Raw genomic sequence first — 24328 nt, forward strand, 5'->3', positions numbered from 1 at the left:
GGACCTCGGGGCCCCTCAGTGGCCTCGCAGGTCGTCCTCGGCGCGGCCCGCGCCCGGCTCCAGGCGCAGGAAGACGTTCGTCACGCGGCCCACGCCCCAGTAGTCCAGCGCGGTGGCGCGGACGCGGAAGGGCTCGGACTCCGGCAACAGCGCCGTGACGTCCACCTCGTTGGGCTCGAAGCTGAAGGCGCGCCGGCCCACGTTGTCCACCTGCTCGTTGCCAATGAAGACGCTGTCCGTGAAGCCCACGGCGGCGCGGCGCGACACCTTGCCCTTCGCGTCCAGCACCTCCAGCAGCAGGAAGTTGTCCACGGCGAAGCCCTGCGTGCAGTCCGCGTCTCCGCACAGGCGGGCCTGGGCGCCGTCCAGCCGCAGTGACGGCGTCTCCGCGGTGGCGACGACGCGCGGCGTGCGCTCGCCCTCGCGCGTGTCCACCTCCACGTCCTCGCGCCGCTGCTCCAGGCGCCCCGTCTCGCGCTCCGGCGTGGCGGTCAGCAACTGGACCGAGCGCGGCTTGGACGGCGCGGCGGCGGTGGACGGCGGAACCTGCTTCGCGCAGGCCAGGAGGCTCAGCGCGGCGGCGGAGAGGGTCAACGTTCGCGAGTGGCGCACCCAAAGGCTTGTAGCGAGCGGCCCTGGACGGGGTCAATTAGCATGCCCCCCATGCGGACCCTCCCCGGCTGGTGGCTGCTGTGCGCGCTGCTCTCAGGCCCTGCCTCCGCGGCCCCTCCCGCCGCGCCCGCCGTCCCGGGCGCGACCAGCGTGGCGCCAGAGGTCCAGCTGTGCCTCCAGCACCTGAAGCCGGCGGAGCGGGACCGGGCCGCGCGGGCGCTGGGGCCGCTGGAGTCCGTGCCGCTCTACCGCGTGCAGCTGGAGGTGGAGCCGAAGGAGCGGCGCGTCTCGGGCAAGGTGCAGGTGCAGTGGGTGGCGAAGGGCCCCCGTCCGCTGACGGAGCTGTACCTGCGGCTGACGCCCAACACCCGCTCCCGCCAGGTGACGCTGTCCGGCGCGAAGCTCAACGGCAAGGCCGTGGCGCTGGAGCTGGGGCCGGAGCCCACGCTGCAGCGCATCGCCGTGGAGCCGCCCGTGGCCCCTGGCGGCACGGTGTCGCTGGAGGTCGCGGTGAAGGGCACGGTGCCCAAAGCGGCGCCAGGCGCGGAGTCGCTCATGGGCGCGGGCGGGCTCCTGGGCGGCGGAGGGAAGGGCGGCGCGGAGGACCACGGGGCCTTCTCCGCCACGGCGGACGTGGTGAGCCTGGTGGGCGTGGTGCCGCAGGTGCCTCCGGTGGATGACCAGGGCCAGCCGTGGGCCGGTCCGCAGGGCATGGGGGACCTGGCGCTGTACGAGCCCGCGCACGTGCTGGCCACGCTCACCGTGCCGGCGGGCTGGGCGGCGCACGCCACCGGAACGCCCCTGGGCGAGGTGCCCGAGCGCGACGGCCGGGTGCGCTACAGCTTCGCGGCGGCGGCGGTGCGCGACTTCCCGGTACTGGTGACGCGCGGCTACCAGTCCGCGACCTCCACGGTGAACGGCGTCACGGTGGAGAGCCACTTCGCCGCGCAGGACGCGGCCACGGGCAAGCGCGTGCTCAAGTACGCGTCGCAGGCCCTGACGGAGTTCGAGAAGCGGCTGGGCCCGCTGCCCTACACCCACTTCCGCGTGGTGCAGGCGCCCTTGAGCGGGGGCGCGGGCGGCATGGAGTTCCCGGGCCTGGTGACGGTGGGCACGTCGCTCTACCGCGCGAAGCAGGACCCCCTGAAGATGCTGGCGGGCATGCCCGGCATGGAGGCCTTCCAGGAGCTGCTGGACGCGCAGGGCGCGAGCCTGCTGGCACAGGTGGGGGCGCAGGTGGGCGAGTCGCTGGAGCGCACGCTGGAGTTCACCGTCGCCCACGAGGTGGCGCACCAGTACTTCGCGGGGCTCGTGGGCTCCGACCCCATCCACGACCCGGTGGTGGACGAGTCGCTGGCCCAGTACGCGGCGCTCCTCTACATGGAGTGGGCCCATGGCCCGGAGGCCGCCGAGTCCCTGCGCAACGAGGCGCTGGTGATGCCCTACCAGTTCTTCCGGATGTCCGGCGGCAGGGACGGCCGCGCGGACCGGCCCACGGGCGACTTCGACGGCGGCGAGCTGGAGTACGGCGCGCTCGTGTACGGCAAGGCGCCGCTGCTGCACCACGCGTCGCGCAAGCTGGTGGGGGACACCGCCTTCTTCAAGGCCCTGCGCGCGTACGTGGACACGTACCGCTTCAAGTGGGCGTGCAAGGCGTGCTTCACGCAGGAGCTGGCGAAGGCGAGCCCCGCGAACGCGAAGGCGCTGGGACACCTGCGCACGCGCTGGTGGGAGGAGGCCCACGGCGACGAGGACCTGGGCGCGGCGGACCTCCAGGGGCTGATGGAGGCCCTGGGCGGCGGCATGGGCATGGGCGGCGTGAAGATGGACGCCCAGACGCAGGAACTGCTGGAGCAGCTCTTGCCCCAGCTCATGGGGCAGTAGGGGCGCGTCAGTCGAACAGCGCCTTCACGAACTCGCGCGGCTCGAAGCGGCGCAGGTCGGCGACCTTCTCGCCCACGCCCACCCAGACCACGGGCAGCTTCAGTTCGTCGCAGATGCCGATGATGACGCCGCCCTTGGCGGTGCCGTCCAGCTTGGTGAGCGCGATGGCGCTGACGCCCACGGCCTCGTGGAACTGCTTGGCCTGCTGGATGGCGTTCTGGCCGTTGGTGGAGTCCAGCACGAGCAGGATTTCATGGGGCGCGCCGGGCAGCGCCTTGTCCATCACGCGCTTGACCTTCTTGAGCTCCTCCATGAGCGGGGCCTTGGTGTGCAGCCGGCCCGCGGTGTCCGCGATGATGACGTCGGCGCCTTCCTCCTTCGCCTTCTTCACCGCGTCGAAGATGACGGAGCTGGGGTCGCCGCCCTCCGGCCCCGTCACCAGCTGGGCGTTGGCGCGGCCGGCCCACACGTCCAACTGCTCCGTGGCGGCGGCGCGGAACGTGTCGCCCGCGGCGAGCACCACCTTCTTGCCCTGGCCGGTGAGCTGCGCGGCCAGCTTGCCGATGGTCGTCGTCTTCCCGGCGCCGTTGACGCCCACCACCATCACCACGTGCGGTGGGCCTCCGCCCTCCAGCGAGCGCGGCACCGGCAGGTCCACCATGCGCGCCACCTCGTCGCGGATGGCGCCCTTGATGCGCTCCGGGTCCTTCAGCTCGTTGCGCTTGAGCTTCTCGCGCGCCACCTCCACCAGGTGGTCCGCGGTGCGCACGCCGATGTCGGCGGTGAAGAGGATCTCCTCCAGCTCCGACAGGACGGACTCGTCCATGGTGCGCTGGCCGCCGAACAGGCCGTTGAGCCGCGCCATGAAGCCCTGGTTGCGCGTGCGGTCCAGCCCCTGCGCCAGGGTGCGGCCACCCTCCGCCTCCACCTTGGCGCGCGCCGCGGCGGCCTCCGCCTGACGGGCGGCCTCCGCCCGGGCGGCCTCCTGGGCAAGGGCCTCCTCGCGCAGGCGCACGGCCTCCACCTGCTCCCGCTTGCGGCGCTCGCGCGTCTCGTCGTCGACGGCCTTCTTGGCGCGGTACTCGACGCGCTTGGCCTCTTCTTCCTTCTCCTTGAGGGCGCGGACCTGCGCCTCCAGGCGGGCCTTCTCCGCCGGGTCCTTGGCGGCGTGGGCGGCGAAGGAGGCCGTCTCGCGCTCGCGGCGCAGCTCGTCCATGCGCGCGTGGGCGTCGTCCAGCTCGCGGCGCCGGGCCAGCTCCGCCTCGTTGGGCGGCAGCTCCACGCGCAGCTCGGGGCGCTCCGCGGGCAGCTGGGGCGCCTCCACCTCCGGCTTCCGGGGCGCTTCCGGCACGCGCTTCTTGCCGAAGAGCCTCCGCGCCCCGACGAGCGCGAGGATGACGGCCAGGACGGCGCCGCCAATGCCCACCACCTCGCCGCCGCTGAGCCCGGTGTCCGGCGGGGTCCCCGTGCCCGGCTGCGTCGTCCCGCCGCCGGGAGTGGGGGCGGGGGAGGGGGCGGGGGGCACCTGCGCCAGGAGTGCGTCGAGGGAGGTCGGGGTCTTCATCGCCGCTCCGCATACACCAACGCGCAGTTGGATGCAGCGCCCGTGGCCGGGTAGAACGGCCCTCCGTCATGCGCCTTCCGCCCCTGAACGTCCTGCTGTCCGCTTCCGTCCTCCTGGGCACGTCCAGTGCCTGCATCGTGGAGGCCCCCGGAGGGGCCAGCCCCGCGGAGCGCCGCGCGGCCACCGTCGCCCAGGTGCCCCCCCTGGCCATCCGCAGCGGCGCCAACCTGGGCGGCAAGGTGGAGGTGGTGGGCGCGTCGGTGCAGCCGGGCCGCATCCCCGCCGGGGACCAGGCGCGCGTCACCGTCTTCTTCAAGGTGCTCCAGCCCCTGGAGGAGGACTACCTCGTCTTCGTGCACCTGGAGGACGCGGACGGGCGCATGGAGCGCATGAACGTGGACCACAAGCCCGCGGGCGGCATGTACCCCACGACGCAGTGGAAGGTGGGGGAGACGGTGAAGGACGAGTTCGTCATCGCCCTGCCGCCGGGCGCCTCGCCGCGCGCCATCAACGTGTGGATGGGGCTGTGGGAGCCGCGCAACGACGCCCGGCTGCCCATCACCAACCCGGAGGCGGTGCGCAACGATGGCCGGGGCCGCCTCTTGCTGGCGCAGGTCCCCGTGGGCGGGTGACAGGGCAAAAAAACCGGAGCGGCCCTGTAAGCCGGGTTCTGTCCCCACCCCTTTCGGGATGGGCGGCGAACATTCATCTAGGGCCCTGGTTGCCCAGGGACCTCATCAGCGAGCAACCCGAACGCATGGGACGGGCCATCCCTGTCCCCTTTCGGGGACGCGCTCCTATTGGCTCTTGCTCCAGGTGGGGTTTACCGTGCCGTCCGGGTCACCCCGGACGCGGTGCGCTCTTACCGCACCGTTTCACCCTTACCCGCCCCCTTGCGAGGACAGGCGGTCTGTTTTCTGTGGCACTTTCCTGCGAGTCGCCTCGACTGGCCGTTAGCCAGCACCCTGCCCTGTGGAGCCCGGACTTTCCTCCCGCCATCCATGCCTGCGATGGCCGGCGTTCACCCGGACCGCTCCGGCACTCCGGGGATACAACAGCCAGCCCGGGCGGGTCCACCTTCAGGATGGGACGATGTCGCGCGGGCAGCGCCGTGAGCCCCGGCGGGTGAGCGTCCGGGGGCCTGTCCGGTTTCCCCGCGCCTGAGCGTCCCGGAGTCCCGCGAGCGTTGGCTCGGGAGGGGAGGGACGGCATGGAAGCGGTCATCTTCACGGGCATCCAGGGGACGGGGAAGAGCAGCTTCTACCGGGAGCGCTTCTTCACCACGCACGTCCGCCTGAGCCTGGACATGCTGAAGACGCGGCACCGGGAGAAGGTGCTGCTGCGCGCGTGCCTGGAGGCGAAGCAGCCCTTCGTGGTGGACAACACCAACCCCACGGTGGCGGAGCGCTCCCGCTACATCGCCGCCGCGAAGGGGTTCGGCTTCCGCGTGGTGGGGCTCTACTTCCAGTCGAAGGTCGCGGACGCGCTGCTTCGGAATGATCAGCGCCCGGTGGAGCAGCGCGTGCCGCTGGTGGGCGTGCTCGGCACCTACAAGCGCTTGCAGGTCCCCAGCCCGGAAGAGGGCTTCGACGCACTGTTCTTCGTCCGGCTGTCGCAGGACGGTTTCACCGTGGAGGAGTGGCAACGTGAAGTTCGATGAGCTCGACCAGAAGATGCGCGTGTTCGAGACCGCGCATGACCTGTGCGTGCTGCCCGGGGTGTTCATGGTGGCGCGCATCGATGGACGCGGCTTCACGCGGCTGACGAAGGAGGTGCACGCCTTCGAGAGCCCCTTCGACGTGCGCTTCCGGGACCTGATGGTCGCGACGACCGGGCACCTGATGGACTGCGGCTTCCGGGTCCTCTACGGCTACACGCAGAGCGATGAAATCTCGCTGCTGTTCCACCCGGACGAGGACACCTTCGGGCGCAAGACGCGCAAGCTCAACTCGCTCCTCGCGGGAGAGGCGAGTGCGAAGTTCTCGCTGCTGTTGGGGGACCTGGCCGCGTTCGACTGCCGCATCTGCGAGCTGCCGAATGCGGGGCTCGTGCGCGACTACTTCCGCTGGCGCAGCGAGGACGCGCACCGCAACGCGCTGAACGCGCACTGCTACTGGAGCCTGCGCCGCGAGGGAAAGGGCGTCGCGGAGGCGACGAACACGCTCATGCGCCTGTCGGTGGCGCAGAAGAACGAGCTGCTCTTCCAGCGGGGCGTGAACTTCAACGACCTGCCGAACTGGCAGAAGCGCGGGACGGGGCTCTACCGGGAGACGTACGCGAAGGAGGCGCTCAACCCGAGGACGGGAGAGACGGTCCTCGCCGAGCGCCGCCGCCTCAAGGTGGACTCCGAGCTGCCGATGAAGGACGCGTACGACGCGTTCATCCTGGCGTTGCTGGAGGGTGTGGAGCGATGAGCGTGGACCTGGACCGTTTGATGCGTCAGTACCGGGAGTGCGCCCGGCACGTGTGGAACACGTACTTCCAGCCATTGCAGGACGGGTGGCACGAGTTCATCGGCGTGGAGCAGGCGCTCCTCTCGGGCCTTGTCCTCGAACAGGCGGGCATCGACTCCACGCGGAAGTCTCTCGAGTACATCCAGGGCCTTCGCGTCCGCCCGGTCATCCCTCCCATGGGCTACCTGGACGTGTTCCTCGCTCCGGCGCGGGTTCCGGAGGATCGCGTGACGCGCTGGCGCCAAGGCGTCCTGAAGCCCGGGGAAGTGGACCTTCGGTTCCTCTGCTTCTTCGACTGGGCCGGGATGAACGACCCGCAGGACTATCGCTACGTGAGGGCACGGGTCCTGGCGACCGGACAGCCAGAGTTGGAAGGCTGTGACGTACTCCTGGAGTTCCAGGCCGTCTCCTTCGAGCGGGTGTAAGGCTTTACGGGCAATGCCACTCCTTGACCGTGAGGCGCTGTCCTACCCGGGGGATGGGGGATTGCGCGGCTTCGCCCGGGTGCCGCAGGATTCGCGCTCGCGCCGCCGGGTGCCCTGCGGCACGGCGCGACGGTTTCGAGGGGGAAGCACATGGTCATCTTTGGTTCGAGGCTCTACGGCAAGGTCGATGCGGTTCCGGGCCTGGGCTACGTGGCGACGAAGTTCGGTCACATCAACTTCGTGCCACTCATCCCGCTGGAGGGCTGGCTCGTCGTCGCCGAGGAGGGCAACGGCTGGAGAGGGCAGGCCATTGGCATGAGCGGCAAGTCCGTGCTCGTCGCGTGGGCGCGCTTCTTGTTCATCGTCGTGGGGCTCGGCTCGCTCGCCTTCGGCTTCATCGGCAGCACGAGCCACGATTCGGGCGGCATCCTCCTGCCGGGCGTGCTCGCGCTGGCGTGCATTGGCGGGCTCATCGCTTCGTACACCTGGAAGTGGGTCACCCACGCGTCGCCGGAGCGCGCGCTGGAGATCGCCCGGGAGGCGGGAGTGGGCGAGGCGGGGCTGGAGCAGCTGCGCCGCATGTACCTGATGCCCGAGGCCGCCGCCGCCGTCGCCGCGCCCGCTCAGCCGTGGACTCCGCCGGAGTCCTAGTCTTCGCCGAAAGGCTTTTGGGTTCTCCTCGCATGAGTCATGTCGTTGGCATCGATCTGGGCACCACGCATTCCCTGGTGGCCGCGCTCGACGGCGCGGGCCGTCCCAACCTGCTGACCAACCGGTTGGGGCAGCGGCTCACGCCCTCGGTGGTGGGGCTGGACGCGGAGGGGCGGCTCCACGTGGGCGAGTCCGCGCGAGCGCAGTTGCTCGTGCATCCGGAGCGCACCATCGCGGAGGTGAAGCGGCGCATGGGCCGCGACCTGCCGGTGACGCTGGGTGACCGCCGCTACAGTCCCACGGAGATCTCCGCGCTCATCCTGCGCGCGCTGCGTGAGGACGCGGAGCGGGCGCTGGGCGGCGCGGTGACGGAGGCCGTCGTCACGGTGCCTGCGTACTTCAGCGATGCGCAGCGCCAGGCGACGAAGGATGCCGGTGAGCTGGCGGGGCTCAAGGTGGAGCGGTTGCTCAACGAGCCCACCGCCGCGGCGCTCGCGTACGGCGTGAACCACCTGGACGCCGAGCAGTACGTGCTCGTGTACGACCTGGGCGGCGGCACGTTCGACGTGTCGGTGCTGGAGATGTTCCAGGGCGTGCTGGACGTGAAGGCCTCCGCGGGCAACAACCAGCTCGGAGGCAGCGACTTCGATCAGGCGCTGGCCGCGTGGCTGGGCGCGGAGTTCGAGCGCACCCACGGCGTGTCGCTGACCGGGAACCTGGCGGCACAGGTGCGGCTCAAGGCGGCGGCGGAGGCCGCGAAGATCGCGCTCACGGCTGTGGATGCCACGCCCGTCATCGTGCCGTTCCTCGCGCCGGGGCGGGGAGGCACGCCCGCGTCGCTGGAGGTGGAGGTGACGCGCGCGCGGTTCGAGGCGTTGATCACGGACCTGGTGCGCTCCACGCTCGAGCCGATGGAGAGCGCGCTGCGCGACGCGAAGCTGTCGAAGAAGTCCATCGCGGAGGTGGTGCTGGTGGGCGGCAGCTCGCGCGTGCCGTTGGTGCGCCGGCTGGTCGCGGAATACTTCGGGCGCGAGCCCCGCGAAGGCGTGCACCCCGACGAAGCGGTGGCGCTGGGCGCCGCGCTGCAGGCGGGGCTGAAGACGGGCGCGGTGAGCGCCGCGCACGGCATCATGATCACGGACGTGTGTCCGTTCACGCTGGGCGTGGAGGTGCAGGCGACGGTGGGGCGCGAGCGGGTGGGGGGCGTCTTCTCTCCGCTGATCCCGCGCAATACGACGGTGCCGGTGTCGCGCACGGAGACCTTCGCGACGACGGCGGACGGTCAGCGCGCGGTGGAGATCCGCGTGTTCCAGGGCGAGGCGCGGCTGGTGAAGGACAACCTGCTGCTGGACGCGTACACGGTGGAGGGAGTGCCGCCAGGCCGTGCAGGGGCGGAGAAGGTCGCGGTCACGTTCACGTACGACATCAACGGCATCCTCGACGTCACGACGCGAGTGGTCTCCACGGGCAAGGAGGCCACGCTCGTGGTGGACAAGCGCTCGCAGCGCCTGGGGCCGGAGCAGCGGCTGGAGGCGAAGGAGCGGCTGGCGCGCGAATGGGGAGCGGCACCAGGAGCACCCGTGCCCGTGGCGGCGCCGCAACCTGTGTCTCCGGAGGCCGATGCGGATGCCCTGCTGACCGCCGCGACCGAGCGGATCGCGACCGCGCCCGCGGGAGTGCGTCCCCGGCTGGAGTCGCTGTGCAACGCCCTGCGTGAGGCCCGAGCCAAGGGAGACCGCGCCGCCGCGGCCCGCCTGGATGCCGAGCTGACCGACCTGCTGTTCGACCTGGGCTGAGCGCGCGGATGCCGCCGACCGAACTCCCGTGCCTCACCGGTTCGTTGATCCTGGCCGCGATACCGCTTCAGGAGCACGCAGGTGCTTGAGCAAACTCAAGCGCACGGTGGAGCCACGCCCGGCCGGAACGTCAGGGGCGATGGGCCTGTGTGCGATGCAGATTCAGGAGCCGGCATGCTCCTGACTGAGTTGAGCTTCGCGATGGTGCCGCGTCCGGCCGGAATGCCGGGGGCGATGAGCCTGCATGTGCTGCTGCCTCAGGAGCACGCATGCTCCTGACCGAACTCAAGCGCGCGGTGGTGCTGCGTCCGGCGGAGCCCTCGGCGCGTCTGGCATTGGCCGAGGCGCTCTTCCAGGAGCGCGACTTTCGCGGCGCCGCGGAGCATGCGCGCAAGGCACTGGACCTGGGCGGTGGCGGTCCCGCGCGTCGCCTCCTGTGCGGAGCCTGGGCTCGTGATGGCAAGCGGGCCGACGCGCTGAAGATGCTGGAGACGTCCGTTCGTGAAGCTCCGCGCGATGCATCCCTGCGCGCTGAGCTGATCACGTTCCTGGCGGAGGAACGGCCGGACGACGCGCTCGTGCATGCGCTCGAGGCCGCCGAAGCCGCACCCGGTGAACTGGAGGCCTGGCGCGCCATCATCCGGCTGTGTGAACGCACGAACCGTCCCTCCGAAGCCATGCCCGCGCTCAGGCGTGCGCGGCTGCTCGCGCCGGAGGATCCGCGCCTCGCGGAGTCAGTGCTCAGTGCACGTTCCGCGCTCGGACTTCCGGCCACCACCGCCATGCTGGATGCGCCTCCCCTGGAGCAGGCCGCGTTTGCGCTCAAGCTGCCCACGGCGCGCGCCGCGCTCTCCCAGGCAAAGCTCGAGGCCGCCGTGGATGCACTCTCCCGAGGTGCGCTCGCGGAGGCGAAGCGGCAGCTCGTGGTCGCGCCCGCTTCGACCCGGACCGGCGCCGCCGCGGCCCTGCTTCGCGCGGAGTTGCTGTGGCTGGAGGGACGTCCCGCCGCTCAGGTGGAAGAGGCCCGTCGCGCCGTGGTGGACATGCCCGGTGCACCCGGGGCCGCCGCGCTGCGCCTGGGTGATCACCTGCTCGAGGCCGGCGCGCTGGATGAAGCGCGAGAGCTCTATGCCATCGCGGCGGCGAACGGAGAGTCCCTGGCGGCCGCGGGCCGCGAGGCCGAAGTCGCCGAACGTCGCCGGCTGCTCGCGCGCGACCTGCCCGCGGTGGGCCGCGTGGGTGTGCTCGGCTGGCATCCGGGGGGCGGGCATGTCTCTCCGCTGGAGGCGGTCGCGGTGCCAGGGCGCGGCGTGCTGCGGTGCAGTGGCCACGTGGGCCCCGAGGGCCAGGAGGCCGCGGACGTGGCCTTCAGCGTGGTGCGTGCCCGCGCGCCCGCGCTGAGCCTGGGCACGCTCACGACCCGCTACGACCTTCACCTGCACTACACGGACACCGAGGTGGGCAAGGACGGCCTCTCCTCGGGGCTCGCGCTCTCGCTCGCGGGCCTCTCCGCGTACACGCAGCGGCCTCTGCCCGCGCGGCTGGCCGTGACGGGCGAGGTGACGTTGAACGGCGAGGTGCGGCGGGTGGGCGGCGTGCACGAGAAGCTGGTGGCCGCGTACCTCGAAGGCATGCGCGTGGTCGTGCACCCGCGCCGCAACCTGGATGACGTGGCGGCGCTGCCGCCCGAGGTGGCCGGGCGCCTGCGCCTGATCGCCGTGGACAGCTTGGATGAGGCGTGGCGGCTCGTGAACGCGGCCGTGAACACGCCAGGACTGGAGCGAAGGTGAACAACGAGCCCCGCCAGAACCCCTACGAGGTGCTGGGCGTCGAGAAGGACGCGGAAGCCCGCGCCATCAAGAAGGCCTACTTCGAGCGCGTCCGGCAGAACCCGCCGGAGACGCACCCGGAGGAGTTCCGGCGCCTGCGCGAGGCCTACGAGCTGCTCTCCGACCCGGAAGCACGTCAGGCCTTCGACGCCAGCACCGCCGCGCAGGCCGACGGCCCGGAGGCCGCGGGCAACGCGCACCTCAAGGAAGCCATCAACCTGTTCGAAGCCGGTGACAAGGAAGGGGGCCGCAAGGTCCTCACCACGCTCCTCACCGAACAGCCGGACTTCCACGACGCGCGCCTCCTGCTGGGCCGCCACTTCCTCTTCGAGGGCGAGTTCAAGCAGGCGCTGGCGGAGTTCGACGCGCTGCTCGAGCGCGCACCCGAGCACTGGCAGGGGCACCTGCAGCGGGGCTGGGTGCTGGTCCGCCAGGAGCGGCTGAAGGAGGCCGCGGACGCCTTCTGGCGCGCGGGCAAGCACGGCCCCACGGAGGTGGGCCCACGCGTGGCGTTGGCCGACTGCCTGGAGGCGATGGGGCAGGTGGCCGACGCGATTGAAGTGCTCACGAAGGCGCAGGAGCTGCCCGGCGTGTCGCGGATGGACGTGCTCGCCCTCAAGGTGCGGCGCATCGCGACGATGCTGGAGTACGGCCAGGACGCCGACGTCGAGACGGACCTGAAGCAGCTCGACGCGGAGCTACCGGAGAGCGCGGACCCCGAGCTGCGCCGGTGGACCGGAGGCCAGCTCTCCTCCGCCGCCGCGCACCTCTTCGCCCAGCAGAAGTCCAAGGCCGCGAACCGGCTGCTCGAGTTCGGCCGCCGCTTCAACCCGGAGAGCGCCACCGAGGTCGCGTACCCGACCTGCGTCAGCCTGGACGTGGACGCCCTGCCGGCCGTCACGCGCGAGTGGCTGCACTCGGAGGCGGAGCGGATTGGCGGGTGGCGCGTCGTGGCGACCTGGGTGATGCCGGCCCTCTTCACGCTGGCGCTCGCCACCGGCACCTGCTTTCTGATGGCCTCCGTCTTCTTCGGGACCTCCGAGCGCGGCGTCCTGGGTTGGATCGGGTGCGCGCTGTTCGCGGCCATCGCGTTTGGCATCACCTGGGCCCAGGCCCGTCAGCTCAGGCGGGTGATGGCGAGCCCCTATGGCCGCTTCAACACCATCCACCCCCTGCACCTCATCGAGGTGGCCATCGACCGCATCACCGTGTGGCCGCTCGTGCACCTGCAGGACATGCAGCTGGTGAATCACCAGAACAACGGCGTCTATCAGCACACGGCGATCGAGATGCGCTTCAACGGCAAGCGCATGACCCTGACCGTGCGAGGCAAGGACAAGGCGGAGGAACTGGCCAACGAGTTGATTGCCCGCCGCCGCCGGGTGCTGGAGCTGCTCGGCCGGGGCATGCTGGACGCGGAGAGCGGCGTGGAGCACCTGCCCCCGGCGCTGCTGGCGCGCGCGGACAAGGCGGGCCACGTGCGAGCACAAGCGCCACGTTCGCCCTGGCCCGGCGTGTTCGCCGCCGCGGGCGTGGGCGTGGTGCTGGTGGGCGCCGCCGTGTGGCCGCAGCAGCGGATCGCGGCGGAGCACTCCTGGACGCGCGTCGCCTTCCAAGGGGACCTGAGCTCCCTGCTCGAGTACCTGCGCGAGCAGCCCGACCCCCGCTTCGCCCCGGAGATCCAGGCCCGCGTGGACGCGGAGCTGGGCAGGGCGCATGCACTGCTCGAAGCGCGGTTGGATCCAGGCAGCCCCGCGGCCCCGTCCCGCGCGTTCTTCACGGGCTTGCTGAAGGGCGTCTCGCGCACGCACAGCCGCCGTCTGTCCGTGACGTGGGAGGCGCCCAACGGCAAGCGGATGCCGCCAGGGGATGATCCGTCGGAGCTGCTCATTGGTGCGTGGCAACGGACCGTGAATGAAGCGCTGGGGCAGGGCGTGCTGGTCGTGGATGGGGGACGGGGCTCGCGCCATGAGGGGCCCTCCCTGCTGACGCTTCGTGTGCGGGAGGACTTGCGTCCCGGCGCGGGAGGCACGTCGTCCCAGCGTGTCTGGTCGGTGGTCCAGGAGGGGCCTGGCGCGGACGCGGCGGTCCCGCCGTTGGAGCTCGTGGCGGACGCGGCGGATCCGCGCGCCTCGGAGGTCCTCTTCCATGCGTGGGTGGACCGTTGGCACCTGCCTGGTGCGGGCGATCGCCGCCCGTTGTTGCTGACTGCTTCGACGCTTGGCCCGGAGGCCCAGCCGTGAGTGCTCCTTCGACTTCCCGCCTTCAGGGTGTGTTGCTGCTGGGTGGCATCGGTGTCTGCGCGGTCGCCATCGTGGGCGTGACCCGGACGCTCGGTGCCCGTGAAGACGTGCTCTTCGTCAACGGGTTGGACACGCCGGTCACGGTCACCGCGGGCGCCGAGCACTTCACGCTTGAGGCGAACGGCCACCAGACCCTCACGATGCCGGTCGGTCCCCTGGACGTGGACATCCAGGGTGGGACGGACACGTTGGCCCACGAGACGGTGTTCGTGACCGACGAGGGCGGGCTCTTCGTCTACAACGTGCTGGGCGCCGCGCCGCTCTACACGCGGACGGTCCTCTACTCGCGCGCGCAGACGCCCGGCTCCGTTCCGGAGGTCACTCCCCAGCTCGTGGCGGGCAGGTCCTTCCAGCGGGTGGGGCGCATCGACTACGTGCTCACCGATCCTCCCCAGAGTCTCTCGTCGGACGATTCGAGCGGGAAGACCACGTCGCGCATGCATCTGGGGCTGGCGCCCGGAGGCTGGGCCACGAGCGCCAGCTGGCTGTTCGCGATGCACCGCACGGTCGAGGGGGCACGCCTGGTGGAGGGCCTGTGGAAGGCCCTGCCGGAGCTGCAGGACATCTCGGATGCGGCCTCCACCGCGAGGATCCTGCTCGCGCGCGAGGAGGGAACCCTGGCGTCGCTCGCCGTCTCACGAGCGGCGCGGGACGCGCGTCCGGACGACCTGGATGGGCATCGGCTGTGGTTGAACGACATGCGCCGCGCCGGACGCATGGAGGAGGTCCGTGCCTATTACAAGGCCGCGGTGGAGCGCGATCCAGGCTCTGTCGTCCTGTCCGTGCTGCTCGCGCGCCTCGAGTCAGGGCCCGAAGCCACGGCGCGGCTTGAAGCGTTGGTGCGGGATCATCCCGGGGAGCGGATCCCCCGTCGGGCGCTGGCGGTGCGCTACACGCGACAGCAGCGCTGGGCGGACGCGCTCCCGCTGCTGGAGGCAATGGATCGGGACGGCGATCCGGACTACCCGCGCTTCCAGGACACGCACGCCGAAACGCTGGTGGCGCTGGGTCGCCGCGAAGAGGCCGTGCGCAAGCTGTCGGAGCAACTGCTCGAGGTCGATGACAAGGAGGACCTGCCCCTGGCGTCCGTGGAGCTCTACGCGAGGCTGGTCGGGCACAGCTCACAGGAGGGCGGCAAGAACGCGACGATGCGGCAGCTGGTGGAGCGGGTGCAGAAGGAGCGCCCCCCGGGGCTCGTGAGCGAGTGGCTCGCGGCCTCGCTCGGCGAGCCCGTGAATGCAGCGAAGCTGGGCGCCGTGCCCGAGGAGAACTCCCTCGCGATCGCGACGCGGGTGTTGGTGGCGCTGGCCGAGGAGCCCGAGTTCGCGGCGCGAGCCTGCGCGCAGCTCGACTCCCTGGGTGTCCGGTACCTGAGCCCCGAGGTGGGCCTGTTGCTGGCGGCGGAGTTCGAGCGGCTGGGGGATGGCGCGCTCGCGGCGAAGATGCTCGACATCTTCGGCACGGAGCTGGGCTACGGCGAGCTGCAGGACGTGGTGAACGGCAAGCTGCCGGTGGAGTCGCTGGAGACGATGGACTGGGGCGAGCGAGCCGCGCTCCACCTGGTCCTCGCGCGAAAGCTGGACGCGCAGGGGAAGGACTCCCAGGCGGCCTACGCGCTCGTGAAGAAGGAGACCCTGCTGCCCGGGCCCGTCACCATCGCGCTCCAGAAGTGGGAACGCCCCAAGCCATCCGGAGCCGTGGCCGGGGACACGGTGCCCTGACGGAAGCAGTGCTGCCGTACGGGCTGTCAGGGGTGGCTTGGACCCAGCACCCCTTCCCGCCGGATCTCGGGAAGCTGTGAACATTCGGTAGAGTTGGGATGTGCCTGCTCCCCAGCCGCGCTCCGCGAACTTCGACTTCCTGAGGACCCACGACCCGCTGCTCGTCGCGCTAGGGGCCCAGGCAGAGCGTTACTTCGCAGAAGATCCGACCACCTGCCTGATGAAGCTCCGGCAGTTCGCGGAGGTCCTCGAAGAGAGCTACCAGGAACTGCGCAGGCGGCTCGCGGAAGAGTTGCTGGAGCGCATCAAGGCCTGTGACCCCCGGTTCTTCGAGAAGCTGGTCGTCGATCTCCTCGTCACCATGGGCTACGGCGGCTCCCGCAAGGACGCGGGACAGGCCGTGGGCCAGAGCGGTGACGAGGGCATCGACGGCATCATCAAGGAAGACCGCCTGGGGCTCGATGTCGTCTACATCCAGGCGAAGCGGTGGAACAACACCGTGGGCCGGCCCGTGGTCCAGGCGTTCGCTGGCAGCCTCGAAGGACAGCGCGCTCGCAAGGGCGTGCTCATCACGACCTCGGACTTCAGCCGCGAAGCCCGTGACTACGTGAAGCACATCGAGAAGAAGATCGTTCTCATCGATGGCGAAGAACTCGCGAAGCTGATGATCGACAGCGGCGTCGGTGTCACCGAGGTCGCCACGTACACGGTGAAGCGACTGGACCTGGACTACTTCGGCGACGAGGAGTAAAGCCCGCGCTCCAGGCTACATCCGCTCTTCGAAGCGGCGGGCTTGCATCCACCAAGGAAGAACCGAATCTCCTGCGCTCCCAGCTCCTCACCCATCCCGGGCTTCACCTCGCAGAAGATGTGTGGCTTCTGTAGCCCGAGCCCATCTGGCGAGACAAAAGTGTCTACGCCCCGGTCTGGCCCCGGCTCGGACACGCGAGTGCGGTAGCCCATCGCCCGTAAATTGCCCGCGGCCAGTTCCTGCATTTCGGTCCAGTTCAGCTTGGCGATGCGGTCCTGGACGAGCTGCTCGGCCTTCTCGACCTGCTCCTCGCGGAGCACTGCCTCGGAGCCTTCGTCGGCTTCCTCTCCCGCCTGTGTAACCGGTGGGTTGCGTCGCCTCTGGGCTGTTGATACCAACAGCCTTCGACCAGGGTTCCTTCGCAGCGTCGGCGCTGTGCTTGAAGAACGTTGCGATGGGGCCGAGGCCGTTGCGCGTCCCTGCGCTCAACTGGTCGCGGAGCACGCGGTGGGCGCACTTCACTCGCCGGGCGAGTGGTAGCTGGCCTTCGCGGTGCTCGATACCCGACTTGATGGTACCGAGAATAGAGAGCTTGCTGACCTTGTTCTCGCCGTTGGCGACGTAACCCTCCGACCGAAAGGACTCGAAGAACGCGCCACCATGACCGGAACGAACTACAGGCGCTCGGAAATCATCGAGGTCAGGGTGCATCTCGCGCTCAGTCTCTTCAAGGTTCTGGCCGGTCTATTGGGAGCCGGTCCGCTGAGTACAATCTGCCGGTGAGCCACCGGCTCCCCGCTGCCCTTCAGGCCACCCGCGAATCCGTGCCGCACGTTCTTCGGCACGCGACCCGGCCCAGCACCCCGACGGGCATCACAGAGGCATCCTGTGCATTCCGCGGCGAGAGGGCGGTGGCGAGGACATGTCAGCGGAACGCCCACAAGGGCGCACGGTGCTGCTCGGCGGCTTGCCGTCTGCGGGCGCCCCGGACCTGGCGAGCAGCAGCCCGCAGACGAGCTTGCCGAAGTCCTTCAAGAGCTTCGGAACGCGGAGCAGCGGGTAAACCGAGCCTTGAAGGAATTCGGGCTGCCTTCAACTTCGCTCTAAATACCTGTAGTTCCTCTCGGTCTTGTCAGGCCGCTCTGGTAAAGACCGGCCTCCATGGGCTCTCAATCCAGCCTCCACGGTTTAGCCAGCGCGTCCAGCATTGCGGTGGCGCTTGAGCGTCTACCGACGAACACCACCACACGTGGCCATCCAGTTCATCGGTGGTTCAACTTCATCGCCGGGTTCTCTCCAGAGCTTGTTCAAGCCTGCGTAGCTGCAATGGGCAGGAGTGCGTCAGAGCACCCCCGGCTCCTTGACCCGTTTTCCGGATGCGGTACAGCTCTCGTGGCTGCCCGCCTGCTCGGAATCAGGGCGGTGGCGTATGAGCCGCACCCCTTCTTTGCGACAATCAGCGAGGCGAAGGCCAACAGCTCGCGCTATTGGGCAAGCCTTCCTTCAATTCATGCCGCCATCGGCAGGGGCATCCTCCGAAGGAACCGCGACACGTTTACGCTTTCTCAGTCGGCAGAGGTCTTCCTCGCGAAGATGTTTCGGCCCGAGGACCTGGCTGCACTGCTGTCGGCACGGAGGGAGCTGGAGGAGAACGGGCTGGGGGAAAACCCGCTAGCCATTCTTGTGCTGTCGCGAATCCTCGACCACTGCTGCTTTGCCGCCACTGACGGCATCTACAAAGCACCAACTTCAACAAAACGAGCATTGAGTCCGCAAGAAGCGACGAGCAAGGTGCTCGCCACGCTGCTCGAGGATGAGCGCGAAGCCCTTGCTGGACCACATGGCTGCGAGATTCACGAGAAGTCCTCAGAGCTGATGACCGAGTTGGAAGACTCTTCTGTGGATGTGGTGGTTACGTCCCCTCCGTATTTGAACAACTTTGACTTTGCCGAGATGACTCGGATGTATCTGTACTTCTGGGGACTCGCGGGATCGTGGGGAGAGATTACCGACCGCGTCCGGAGCTTGCTCGTTGTCAATACGACCACTGCACTCAAGGGCCACAAGGAACGACAGGCTGATTATCGCTCTTCGCTTCCCCTCGAGGTGCGAGTTGCTGCGGATAAGGCTGTTGCCGAACTCTCGTCGCGCAAGGCGGAAAAGGCAGGAAAGAAGGACTACGACCTGCTGGTCTACCCGTACCTCAGTCAGATGCAGGCCGTCCTGCGTGAGTGCGTGAGGACCCTCAAGCCCGGAGCCCCCTTTCACATGATGGTGTCCGACGCCGCACTGTATGGCGTCCACCTCCCAGCGCCACAATGGTTGGCGTTCATCATGCAGCACATTGGATTCGTGGACGTGCATTGTGAGATTGTTCGGCCTCGCGGGCATCGCTGGGTTCTCGAAAAACGTGAGGGCTCAGCCTTGGGTCTTGGTGAGTATTACGTCTTTGGGCGAGCTTGCTGATGCACACGCTCTATCAGCTTGCTGACGCCGAAATCAGGTCATGCATCGCTGACTATCTCGCCCTCGCGGCCGACACGAAGGGACTCACGAGTGTTGGTCAGGACGCCATAGACACTCCGCGCAAGGCGGTCATTCTGCTGGCTGGTCTGAATGCCTCTCCCAACAATGTTTCTCCGGCGGCTGCTGCGCTTGAGTGGGAACGTCGCCGTGCTGTGCCTTTTGATGTAGAGGCAGGAATTACGGCGGGTGTTTACACGAATATCCGGGGCGCAGGCATACGGTTCCTGCAAGAAATCAAGGAAGGCACCGCGAACTTCAGTCACTGGTCCCCTGACTTCATCCGCTCAAACCCGCATACGCTTCCGCTCCTGCAGCACCTGGCTGGCATATTCAGCAAGGCCGCACTCAAGAAACAAGTTGGCAGTTTGTCCGACAATAGCATCTCGCTGCCCGCAGCGAAACGTCTCGCGGCGGTCCTTCAGACTCGCGTGATTCCGAGCGAGGTCAGGGAGGGCGAGATCCTGAAACGACTGGAATCCACGCTCGAGGGTATTGTCCGCGACCTGATTGGTCGTGTGATGCTGGAGTCAATTGTAGAGAGTGCCCTGAAGTCTGCAAACATCCCCTTCAAGCGCGAGGAGGAGTACGCGAGCCTGTCTGGCGTGGTTTACGATTTCCGTGCTGACTTTGTTGTGCCAGATGAGCTTTCTCCCAAGGCCTTTATCGAGGTTAGGAAATCATCGTCTCGGCATGCCTCGCTTTATGCCAAGGATAAAATGTTCTCGGCAATCAACTGGAAGGGAAGGCATCGCGAGATGCTGGCGATTCTCGTCGTTGATGGCGAATGGACGACGGAGACGCTTCGTGTCATGGCGCGTGTGTTCGATTACGTCGTGCCATTGGCTCATGTGAACGAGCTTGCAGTGTCGATAGCCAAGTACCTTGAAGGCGACTCCACTAAACTGAAGTGGCTCATCAATTTCAAAATAACTCCGGCGAGTTGATGCCGGTGCCCGTGAAGACCTGACGCAGTTCGAGGCTGCATGTCGTGAGACGGATGCGCCCGTTCGGACGAGGCGATTCTTGGCGTCATTGGGTCCGCGTCCCAAGACGAGCGCTGGTCCGCGAGCAGGAGAAGTGATGGGGAAGCTGCGCGCCCGGCGTGGTCCAGTTCAGCTGACGCATCGTGAAAGCCCGATGCGGCTTCTGGATTACGTGGTGGCCCACGAAATCACGCACCTTCTCCATGACGACCACTGCACGGCGTTCTGATTCACGGCTCGGATGAATCCGTCGATGGTGGCGGGTTGAATCTGCATGAGCTGGCTGGAGCTGAGTGAGGAGCAGAGGGGCGAGCTGGAAGCGCGCTTCCGAACGACGGAGGACCGCCGATTGCGCGACGGGTGCCATGCGGTGCTGATGACTGCCCGGAGCCGTCCTCGGCAGCAGATTGCCGAAGACCTGGGGACCACGACGCGCAACATCCAGTGCTTTGTGGCCCGCTACCGAGCTGGGGGACTGGAGGGGCTGAGGCTTCAGTGGGCACCGGGCAAGACGCCCCTCACCCAGAGGAACTGGGGCCCACCCTTCTGGACTGGATACGGCAGGGGCCCCGGGCCTGCGGCCTCAAGCGCGCCAATTGGCCGTACGTGGCCCTGGCCGACTTCCTCCAGCTGAAGACAGGCATCCCGTGCGCGAAACCGCCATGGGTGACTTCTGTCGCCGCCGAGGAGTCCGACTCTACCGGACCACCTACCGCTTCCTGCGAGCAGACCCGGCGCGCCAGCGACAGGCCCGGCAGGAGTTGAGCGAGAAAAACTCCAGGCCCGGCGAGGCGACATTGCCCGCTTGAGCCAGGACGAAGCGAGATTTCCCATGGTGCCCACGCTGGCTGACAGCCACCCTGGGCCTCAAGGGCGAGCGTCCCGTCATCGGCACCCGCGACTGCCACGACGTAGTGCCCACCTTTGCCTCGGCCAACGTCACCACCGGCGCGGTGACGAGCCGTCTGTATGGCAGCCGCACCCGCATTCGCCGCAAGCATGGGCCGTCCAAGACGAAGCGCATGCAGGTGGCCTTTGCCCACCACCTGCTCGACATCGCACGGGCCTATCCAGCTGCGCAGAACCGCGAAGTCATCCTCGTCATCGACAACGCGCCCTGGCACTGCGGCCGCCCGGTGGATTGGGCGCTGCGGCGCTACCCACGTCTGACGCTGTATCGACTCCCGCCCTACAGCGCGCAGCTTCAGCCTATTAAGCAGCTGTGGCGGCCGTGGGCCAGCGCGGTGACGAGGGCATCGACGGCATCATCAAGGAAGACCGCCTGGGGCTCGATGTCGTCTACATCCAGGCGAAGTGGTGGAACAACACCGTGGGACGCCCCATGGTTCAGGCGTTCGCTGGCAGCCTCGAAGGACAGCGTGCTCGCAAGGGCGTGCTCATCACGACCTCGGACTTCAGCCGCGAAGCCCGTGACTACGTGAAGCACATCGAGAAGAAGATCGTCCTCATCGATGGCGAAGAGCTCGCGAAGCTGATGATCGACAGCGGCGTCGGTGTCACCGAGGTCGCCACGTACACGGTGAAGCGGCTGGACCTGGACTACTTCGGCGACGAGGAGTGACGCCCGCGCTGCGGGCGGCTACATCCGTTCGTCAATCGCGCGGTTGCTCATCTCGTCCGCTTCCGCGTTCTGCGCACGGGGGACGTGGGCGAGCTTCACCTTGCCGAAGGTGGCCAGCAGCTTCTGCGCCTCCTGGAACAAGGGCTTCAGCGTCGGGCTCTTCACCTGGTAGCGCCCACCCAGCTGGCGGATGAGCAGCTCGCTGTCCGCGAACACCTCCACCTCGCGGGCGCCCAGGCTCTTCGCGTGCTGCAGGCCGATGAGCAGGCCCATGTACTCGGCGTAGTTGTTCGTCTGGTGCCCCAGGAACTTGCCCAGGCGCGCCACCACCGCGCCCTGCGCGTCCATCAGCACCGCTCCCGCGCCCGCAGGGCCCGGGTTGCCTCGCGCCGCTCCGTCCGAATAGACGCGCACGCTCTTCAGCCCACCCGCCGCCGCGGGGGCCACGGCCTCGATGCTGGGCACGGTGGACTCGGGCGCCATGACCGGGGCGGGCTCCGAAACGTGCGCCTCGGCCTCGCGCGGACCGCCGCCCAGCTGCTCGGCGGCTTCGTCCAGCAGCTGGCCCAGGTGTTCGCGGGTGAGCCCGCGAAAGGCTCGCACCGTCGCCGTCAACGGCTCCTCACGGGCGATGTGACGGAGGACGTCGACGAGCGAAGGGGTCGGCATGGATGAGGGGCCCGAAGGAGGGCGCCGCCGCTACTTCTCGGCGTTTTCCTTCGGCTCCTGCAGCGCTTCGATGGCGAAGATGATGCGGTTGCACGAGGGGCACACGTCGGTGCCCAGCGAGGTGCGCAGCATGTTGTACATCTGCGGGGGCAGGTTCATGTTGCAGCCCTGGCAGGTGCCGGCCACCACGCCCACCATCGCGGGCAGCTTCTTCTTGCGGATGACCTCGTAGCGGCGGAGCAGGGTGGCGTCCACGTTCGCGGCGACTTCCGCGCGGCGCCCCTCCAGCTGCTTCACCTGGGACTCGGACTCGCCCAGCTTCCCGCGCAGCTCCGTCATCCGGCCCGACAGGCCCTGCTGCTTGGTGGCGTAGTCCGCCTCCTTGCCCTTGATGGCCTCGCGAGCCTGGCCCAGCTCCTTCACCTTCTCAGTCAGTGCCTCGGACTGGGTGAGGATGCCCTTCTTCGCGATGTCGATTTCGCGAGCGAGCGCCGAGTACTCACGGGTGGAGCGCTGGTCGGACAGGCGCGCTTCCCACTTCTTCACCTTGTCCTTCTCGTCCGTGATGTTCTGCTCGAGCAGGGCCTTCTGCTTCTCCAGGTCGGCCACGCGTGTCCGCTCTGCTTCGATGCCGTTGCGCGCGACCCCCAGCTCCCGCTCCAGCTCGGAAATCTGGCGGGGATGCACATCCGCCGCCTTCCGGAGCGAGGCGACCTCGAGGTCCACCTTCTGCAGCTCCGCCAAGGCCTTCAGTTTCTCCCGCAAGTTGCTGCCTCCCACACGGCCGCACCGACGCGCGGCTCGGCTCTTGTACCAACAAGGGTGCTGGGGTTCCAACGCGTAAATGGGGAAGGCTCCATCCCCCTGTTCCCCGCCTGCCCCTTGAGCGTTTGAATCCGCTTCACGCACCCGTTAGACGGGACGCGTGTCCAGCCTCCGCCTCCGCCCCCTCCTGGCCCCCGCGCTCCTCCTCGCCGCCACGGCCTGCCGCGAGTCGCCGCCCCCGCCCGCTCCCTCGGCCACGCCCCCTCCCGCCGCTGCCGCACCGCGCCCCACCGGGCCGGTGAAGTGGGGCGAAATCGAGGGCCGGGTGCTCCTCACGGGAACTCCTCCCCAGACCCCCAGCGCGCCGACCTCCGCCACTGTCGCCAGCGTGTGCGGCGACCAGGCGGAGGACCGCTCGCTCGTGGTGGGAGGCGAGGGTGCCCTGGTCCACGCCGTCGTCTCGCTCCAGGACGGCGCGGCGCTGCCCGCCCCGGAGACGCCCGCGCCGCAGCCGGTGCTGGACCAGAAGCAGTGCCACTACGAACCTCCCTCGCTCGCGGCGAGGGCCGGCACCGAGCTGCTGCTGCGCAACTCCGACCCGCTGGTGCACAACGTGCGCGCCCAGGCCGGGACCAACCGTTCCGTTTTCAACGTGGCCATGCCCCTGGAGGGCATGACCCTGCGCCGCCCCCTGCCCGCCGAACCCGGCACCGTCCAGGTCCGCTGCGACGTGCACCCCTGGATGCGCGCCGTGGTCCGCACCTTCGACCATCCGTACTTCACCACCACCGCCGCGGACGGCCGCTTCCGGATGCGCGTGCCCGAAGGGGCCCACACGCTCGTCTTCTGGCACGACCGGCTGCCGGTAGCCTCCCGCACCGTCACCGTCCGCGCGGGGGAAACAGTCCAGGTCGATCAGACCTGGGGCGTGGATGCGCTGCGTCAGGCGGGCTCGGGAAAGTAGGGCGTCCCTGACACGGCTGTCGCGTCGGGCACCGGTGGAACGAAATCACCGGCCTGGGGTTCCGTATAAGTGCCGGGAAGCACGCCCCTTGTTCAGACTTCTGTCTTGGTGGCAAAATTGCTTTAGCGGAAGCCAACACTTCCGCCCGAGGGGGACCGTCATGCACCAGTCGAGGAAGCAACCCACGCTGTCCGCGGAGGCCGACCGCCTGCCCCTGGGGTCCCGCCGCAAGGGTGCCCGTCCGGTGGGCATGCAGGAGATGGGGCCCAATCTCTACGAGAAGATCCAAAGCGCGCTCACCGAGCTGTCGCTGGTGTCGTCGCACGAGCGCCTGAGCGGCACCTGAGGTGACGTCCCGGAGCGGTGCGGGCCCCTGCCGAGGGGTCCCCGTTCCGGGCGGGTCGTTCCAGCCCCCGAGCGAACCCGGGCGCGGCGGAAAACGGCAAAAGGGCCCGCCCGAGCAGCTCGGGGGGCCCTGAATCCTTCAACCCGGGGTGAAACCCTAGATGTCGTCGTCCTCGGCGGGCTCGGCGCCGGCCTCGGCGTCCTCGTCATCCCCGAAGGAGTCGAGGTTCTCCTCGTCCTCCTCGGCGGCCGGCGTCTCCTCGGGCTCGGGCTCGATGACCTTCGGAGCCGCGGCCAGGCGGCCACGCCGGCCCTCGGCGGGCTTGGCGACCACGTTCTCCCGCTGATCCGCCCCGCACTTGGGGCAGATGGGGTCCGGCTTCTTCATGTCGTAGAACTTCGTCCCGCACTTGAAGCACGTGTGCTTGGTCCCGAGATCCTTCGCCGGCATGCGCCACCCTCGTAGAGCCTGGAGTGAAACAGAGGGCGGCTGAATAGTTGGGCC

At 68.9% G+C, this 24328-nt stretch carries 23 protein-coding genes, 1 other RNA gene and 1 pseudogene; 18 read left to right on the forward strand and 7 right to left on the reverse strand.

What is annotated here, in order from left to right; genetic code table 11:
• Positions 1–15: 15 nt before the first annotated feature.
• On the reverse strand, positions 16–612 hold the full coding sequence (locus JYK02_RS01975; RefSeq protein ID WP_347402406.1) for a hypothetical protein: 597 nt from the start codon (positions 610–612) through the stop codon (positions 16–18).
• A 51-nt stretch (positions 613–663) separates the two neighbouring features.
• Here JYK02_RS01975 and JYK02_RS01980 point away from each other — a divergent pair, with 51 nt between their 5' ends.
• Positions 664–2496 (forward strand): M1 family aminopeptidase, encoded by a 1833-nt coding sequence (locus JYK02_RS01980; RefSeq protein ID WP_431603460.1) that lies wholly within the window; start codon positions 664–666, stop codon positions 2494–2496.
• Positions 2497–2503: 7 nt separating this feature from the next.
• Here the strand turns inward: JYK02_RS01980 and ftsY are convergent, their stop codons facing one another.
• Positions 2504–4060, reverse strand: a complete 1557-nt coding sequence (gene ftsY / locus JYK02_RS01985) for a signal recognition particle-docking protein FtsY (RefSeq protein ID WP_207048153.1) — start codon at positions 4058–4060, stop codon at positions 2504–2506.
• 68 nt (positions 4061–4128) lie between these two features.
• Between ftsY and JYK02_RS01990 the strand changes: the two genes are divergently transcribed.
• Positions 4129–4692 (forward strand): hypothetical protein, encoded by a 564-nt coding sequence (locus JYK02_RS01990; RefSeq protein ID WP_207048154.1) that lies wholly within the window; start codon positions 4129–4131, stop codon positions 4690–4692.
• A gap of 11 nt (positions 4693–4703) precedes the next feature.
• Here the strand turns inward: JYK02_RS01990 and rnpB are convergent.
• An RNA gene (rnpB, locus tag JYK02_RS01995) (RNase P RNA component class A) lies at positions 4704–5097 on the reverse strand.
• Positions 5098–5270: 173 nt separating this feature from the next.
• Here rnpB and JYK02_RS02000 point away from each other — a divergent pair.
• The 9 genes from JYK02_RS02000 (at position 5271) to JYK02_RS02040 (ending at position 15989) form a co-directional block, all read left to right on the forward strand.
• On the forward strand, positions 5271–5720 hold the full coding sequence (locus tag JYK02_RS02000; RefSeq protein WP_207048155.1) for an AAA family ATPase: 450 nt from the start codon (positions 5271–5273) through the stop codon (positions 5718–5720).
• Positions 5707–6474: a tRNA(His) guanylyltransferase Thg1 family protein gene (locus JYK02_RS02005; protein WP_207048156.1), complete on the forward strand. Its 768-nt coding sequence runs from the start codon at positions 5707–5709 to the stop codon at positions 6472–6474. The genes JYK02_RS02000 and JYK02_RS02005 overlap by 14 nt, the downstream gene beginning before the upstream one ends.
• A complete protein-coding gene (locus JYK02_RS02010) occupies positions 6471–6938 on the forward strand; it encodes a hypothetical protein (RefSeq protein ID WP_207048157.1) in 468 nt (155 codons plus the stop codon). Before JYK02_RS02005 ends, JYK02_RS02010 begins: the two co-directional genes overlap by 4 nt.
• Positions 6939–7088: 150 nt before the next feature.
• Positions 7089–7589, forward strand: a complete 501-nt coding sequence (locus tag JYK02_RS02015) for a hypothetical protein (RefSeq protein WP_207048158.1) — start codon at positions 7089–7091, stop codon at positions 7587–7589.
• 32 nt (positions 7590–7621) lie between these two features.
• On the forward strand, positions 7622–9385 hold the full coding sequence (locus JYK02_RS02020; RefSeq protein WP_207048159.1) for an Hsp70 family protein: 1764 nt from the start codon (positions 7622–7624) through the stop codon (positions 9383–9385).
• A 269-nt stretch (positions 9386–9654) separates the two neighbouring features.
• Positions 9655–11175: a S16 family serine protease gene (locus tag JYK02_RS02025; RefSeq protein WP_207048160.1), complete on the forward strand. Its 1521-nt coding sequence runs from the start codon at positions 9655–9657 to the stop codon at positions 11173–11175.
• The gene (locus JYK02_RS02030) at positions 11172–13457 is read left to right on the forward strand and encodes a DnaJ domain-containing protein (RefSeq protein ID WP_207048161.1); all 2286 of its coding nucleotides are present in this window, start codon (positions 11172–11174) and stop codon (positions 13455–13457) included. Before JYK02_RS02025 ends, JYK02_RS02030 begins: the two co-directional genes overlap by 4 nt.
• Positions 13454–15238: a tetratricopeptide repeat protein gene (locus tag JYK02_RS02035; protein ID WP_207048162.1), complete on the forward strand. Its 1785-nt coding sequence runs from the start codon at positions 13454–13456 to the stop codon at positions 15236–15238. Before JYK02_RS02030 ends, JYK02_RS02035 begins: the two co-directional genes overlap by 4 nt.
• 100 nt (positions 15239–15338) lie before the next feature.
• Complete coding sequence (locus tag JYK02_RS02040; protein WP_347402407.1) at positions 15339–15989, forward strand: restriction endonuclease; 651 nt, start codon at positions 15339–15341, stop codon at positions 15987–15989.
• Here JYK02_RS02040 and JYK02_RS39430 read toward each other — a convergent pair.
• A complete protein-coding gene (locus JYK02_RS39430; RefSeq protein WP_347402408.1) occupies positions 15968–16309 on the reverse strand; it encodes a restriction endonuclease in 342 nt (113 codons plus the stop codon). The genes JYK02_RS02040 and JYK02_RS39430 overlap by 22 nt on opposite strands.
• Positions 16310–17381: 1072 nt before the next feature.
• Here JYK02_RS39430 and JYK02_RS02050 point away from each other — a divergent pair.
• The 5 genes and pseudogenes from JYK02_RS02050 (at position 17382) to JYK02_RS02070 (ending at position 21080) form a co-directional block, all read left to right on the forward strand.
• Positions 17382–18455: a site-specific DNA-methyltransferase gene (locus JYK02_RS02050; RefSeq protein WP_207048163.1), complete on the forward strand. Its 1074-nt coding sequence runs from the start codon at positions 17382–17384 to the stop codon at positions 18453–18455.
• A complete protein-coding gene (locus tag JYK02_RS02055) occupies positions 18455–19459 on the forward strand; it encodes a hypothetical protein (RefSeq protein ID WP_207048164.1) in 1005 nt (334 codons plus the stop codon). Before JYK02_RS02050 ends, JYK02_RS02055 begins: the two co-directional genes overlap by 1 nt.
• A gap of 313 nt (positions 19460–19772) precedes the next feature.
• Positions 19773–20132 carry a helix-turn-helix domain-containing protein gene (locus JYK02_RS40885; RefSeq protein ID WP_431603461.1) on the forward strand — a complete coding sequence of 120 codons (360 nt, stop codon included), beginning with the start codon at positions 19773–19775 and terminating at the stop codon, positions 20130–20132.
• A 388-nt stretch (positions 20133–20520) separates the two neighbouring features.
• Positions 20521–20709 (forward strand): annotated as a pseudogene (locus JYK02_RS39435) (transposase); the annotation flags it as partial.
• Positions 20710–20729: 20 nt separating this feature from the next.
• Entirely contained in the window at positions 20730–21080 is a 351-nt protein-coding gene (locus JYK02_RS02070; protein ID WP_347402409.1) for a restriction endonuclease, read from the forward strand.
• A gap of 18 nt (positions 21081–21098) precedes the next feature.
• Here the strand turns inward: JYK02_RS02070 and JYK02_RS02075 are convergent, their stop codons facing one another.
• A complete protein-coding gene (locus JYK02_RS02075) occupies positions 21099–21749 on the reverse strand; it encodes a ribonuclease HI family protein (protein ID WP_207048166.1) in 651 nt (216 codons plus the stop codon).
• Between the two features lie 30 nt (positions 21750–21779).
• Complete coding sequence (locus tag JYK02_RS02080; RefSeq protein ID WP_207048167.1) at positions 21780–22514, reverse strand: zinc ribbon domain-containing protein; 735 nt, start codon at positions 22512–22514, stop codon at positions 21780–21782.
• Positions 22515–22674: 160 nt separating this feature from the next.
• Between JYK02_RS02080 and JYK02_RS02085 the strand changes: the two genes are divergently transcribed.
• Together JYK02_RS02085 and JYK02_RS02090 are read left to right on the forward strand one after the other, a co-directional pair.
• Positions 22675–23478, forward strand: coding sequence for a carboxypeptidase regulatory-like domain-containing protein (locus JYK02_RS02085; RefSeq protein ID WP_207048168.1), 804 nt, complete (start codon positions 22675–22677; stop codon positions 23476–23478).
• Positions 23479–23638: 160 nt separating this feature from the next.
• Positions 23639–23824: a hypothetical protein gene (locus JYK02_RS02090; protein ID WP_207048169.1), complete on the forward strand. Its 186-nt coding sequence runs from the start codon at positions 23639–23641 to the stop codon at positions 23822–23824.
• A 156-nt stretch (positions 23825–23980) separates the two neighbouring features.
• Here JYK02_RS02090 and JYK02_RS02095 read toward each other — a convergent pair whose 3' ends face one another.
• Positions 23981–24274 (reverse strand): TIGR02300 family protein, encoded by a 294-nt coding sequence (locus JYK02_RS02095; protein ID WP_207048170.1) that lies wholly within the window; start codon positions 24272–24274, stop codon positions 23981–23983.
• Positions 24275–24328: the final 54 nt, after the last annotated feature.

Source organism: Corallococcus macrosporus (genome assembly GCF_017302985.1).
GTDB lineage: Bacteria > Myxococcota > Myxococcia > Myxococcales > Myxococcaceae > Corallococcus > Corallococcus macrosporus_A.

What these genes read in the sequence shown, in the direction of transcription:
- JYK02_RS01980 (WP_431603460.1), top strand. Translation starts at nt 664, where the DNA reads ATGCGGACCCTCCCCGGCTGGTGGCTGCTGTGCGCGCTGCTCTCAGGC.
- ftsY (WP_207048153.1), bottom strand. Translation starts at nt 4,060, where the DNA reads ATGAAGACCCCGACCTCCCTCGACGCACTCCTGGCGCAGGTGCCCCCC.
- JYK02_RS01990 (WP_207048154.1), top strand. Translation starts at nt 4,129, where the DNA reads ATGCGCCTTCCGCCCCTGAACGTCCTGCTGTCCGCTTCCGTCCTCCTG.
- JYK02_RS02000 (WP_207048155.1), top strand. Translation starts at nt 5,271, where the DNA reads ATGGAAGCGGTCATCTTCACGGGCATCCAGGGGACGGGGAAGAGCAGC.
- JYK02_RS02010 (WP_207048157.1), top strand. Translation starts at nt 6,471, where the DNA reads ATGAGCGTGGACCTGGACCGTTTGATGCGTCAGTACCGGGAGTGCGCC.
- JYK02_RS02015 (WP_207048158.1), top strand. Translation starts at nt 7,089, where the DNA reads ATGGTCATCTTTGGTTCGAGGCTCTACGGCAAGGTCGATGCGGTTCCG.
- JYK02_RS02020 (WP_207048159.1), top strand. Translation starts at nt 7,622, where the DNA reads ATGAGTCATGTCGTTGGCATCGATCTGGGCACCACGCATTCCCTGGTG.
- JYK02_RS02025 (WP_207048160.1), top strand. Translation starts at nt 9,655, where the DNA reads ATGCTCCTGACCGAACTCAAGCGCGCGGTGGTGCTGCGTCCGGCGGAG.
- JYK02_RS02055 (WP_207048164.1), top strand. Translation starts at nt 18,455, where the DNA reads ATGCACACGCTCTATCAGCTTGCTGACGCCGAAATCAGGTCATGCATC.
- JYK02_RS40885 (WP_431603461.1), top strand. Translation starts at nt 19,773, where the DNA reads ATGAGCTGGCTGGAGCTGAGTGAGGAGCAGAGGGGCGAGCTGGAAGCG.
- JYK02_RS02075 (WP_207048166.1), bottom strand. Translation starts at nt 21,749, where the DNA reads ATGCCGACCCCTTCGCTCGTCGACGTCCTCCGTCACATCGCCCGTGAG.
- JYK02_RS02090 (WP_207048169.1), top strand. Translation starts at nt 23,639, where the DNA reads ATGCACCAGTCGAGGAAGCAACCCACGCTGTCCGCGGAGGCCGACCGC.
- JYK02_RS02095 (WP_207048170.1), bottom strand. Translation starts at nt 24,274, where the DNA reads ATGCCGGCGAAGGATCTCGGGACCAAGCACACGTGCTTCAAGTGCGGG.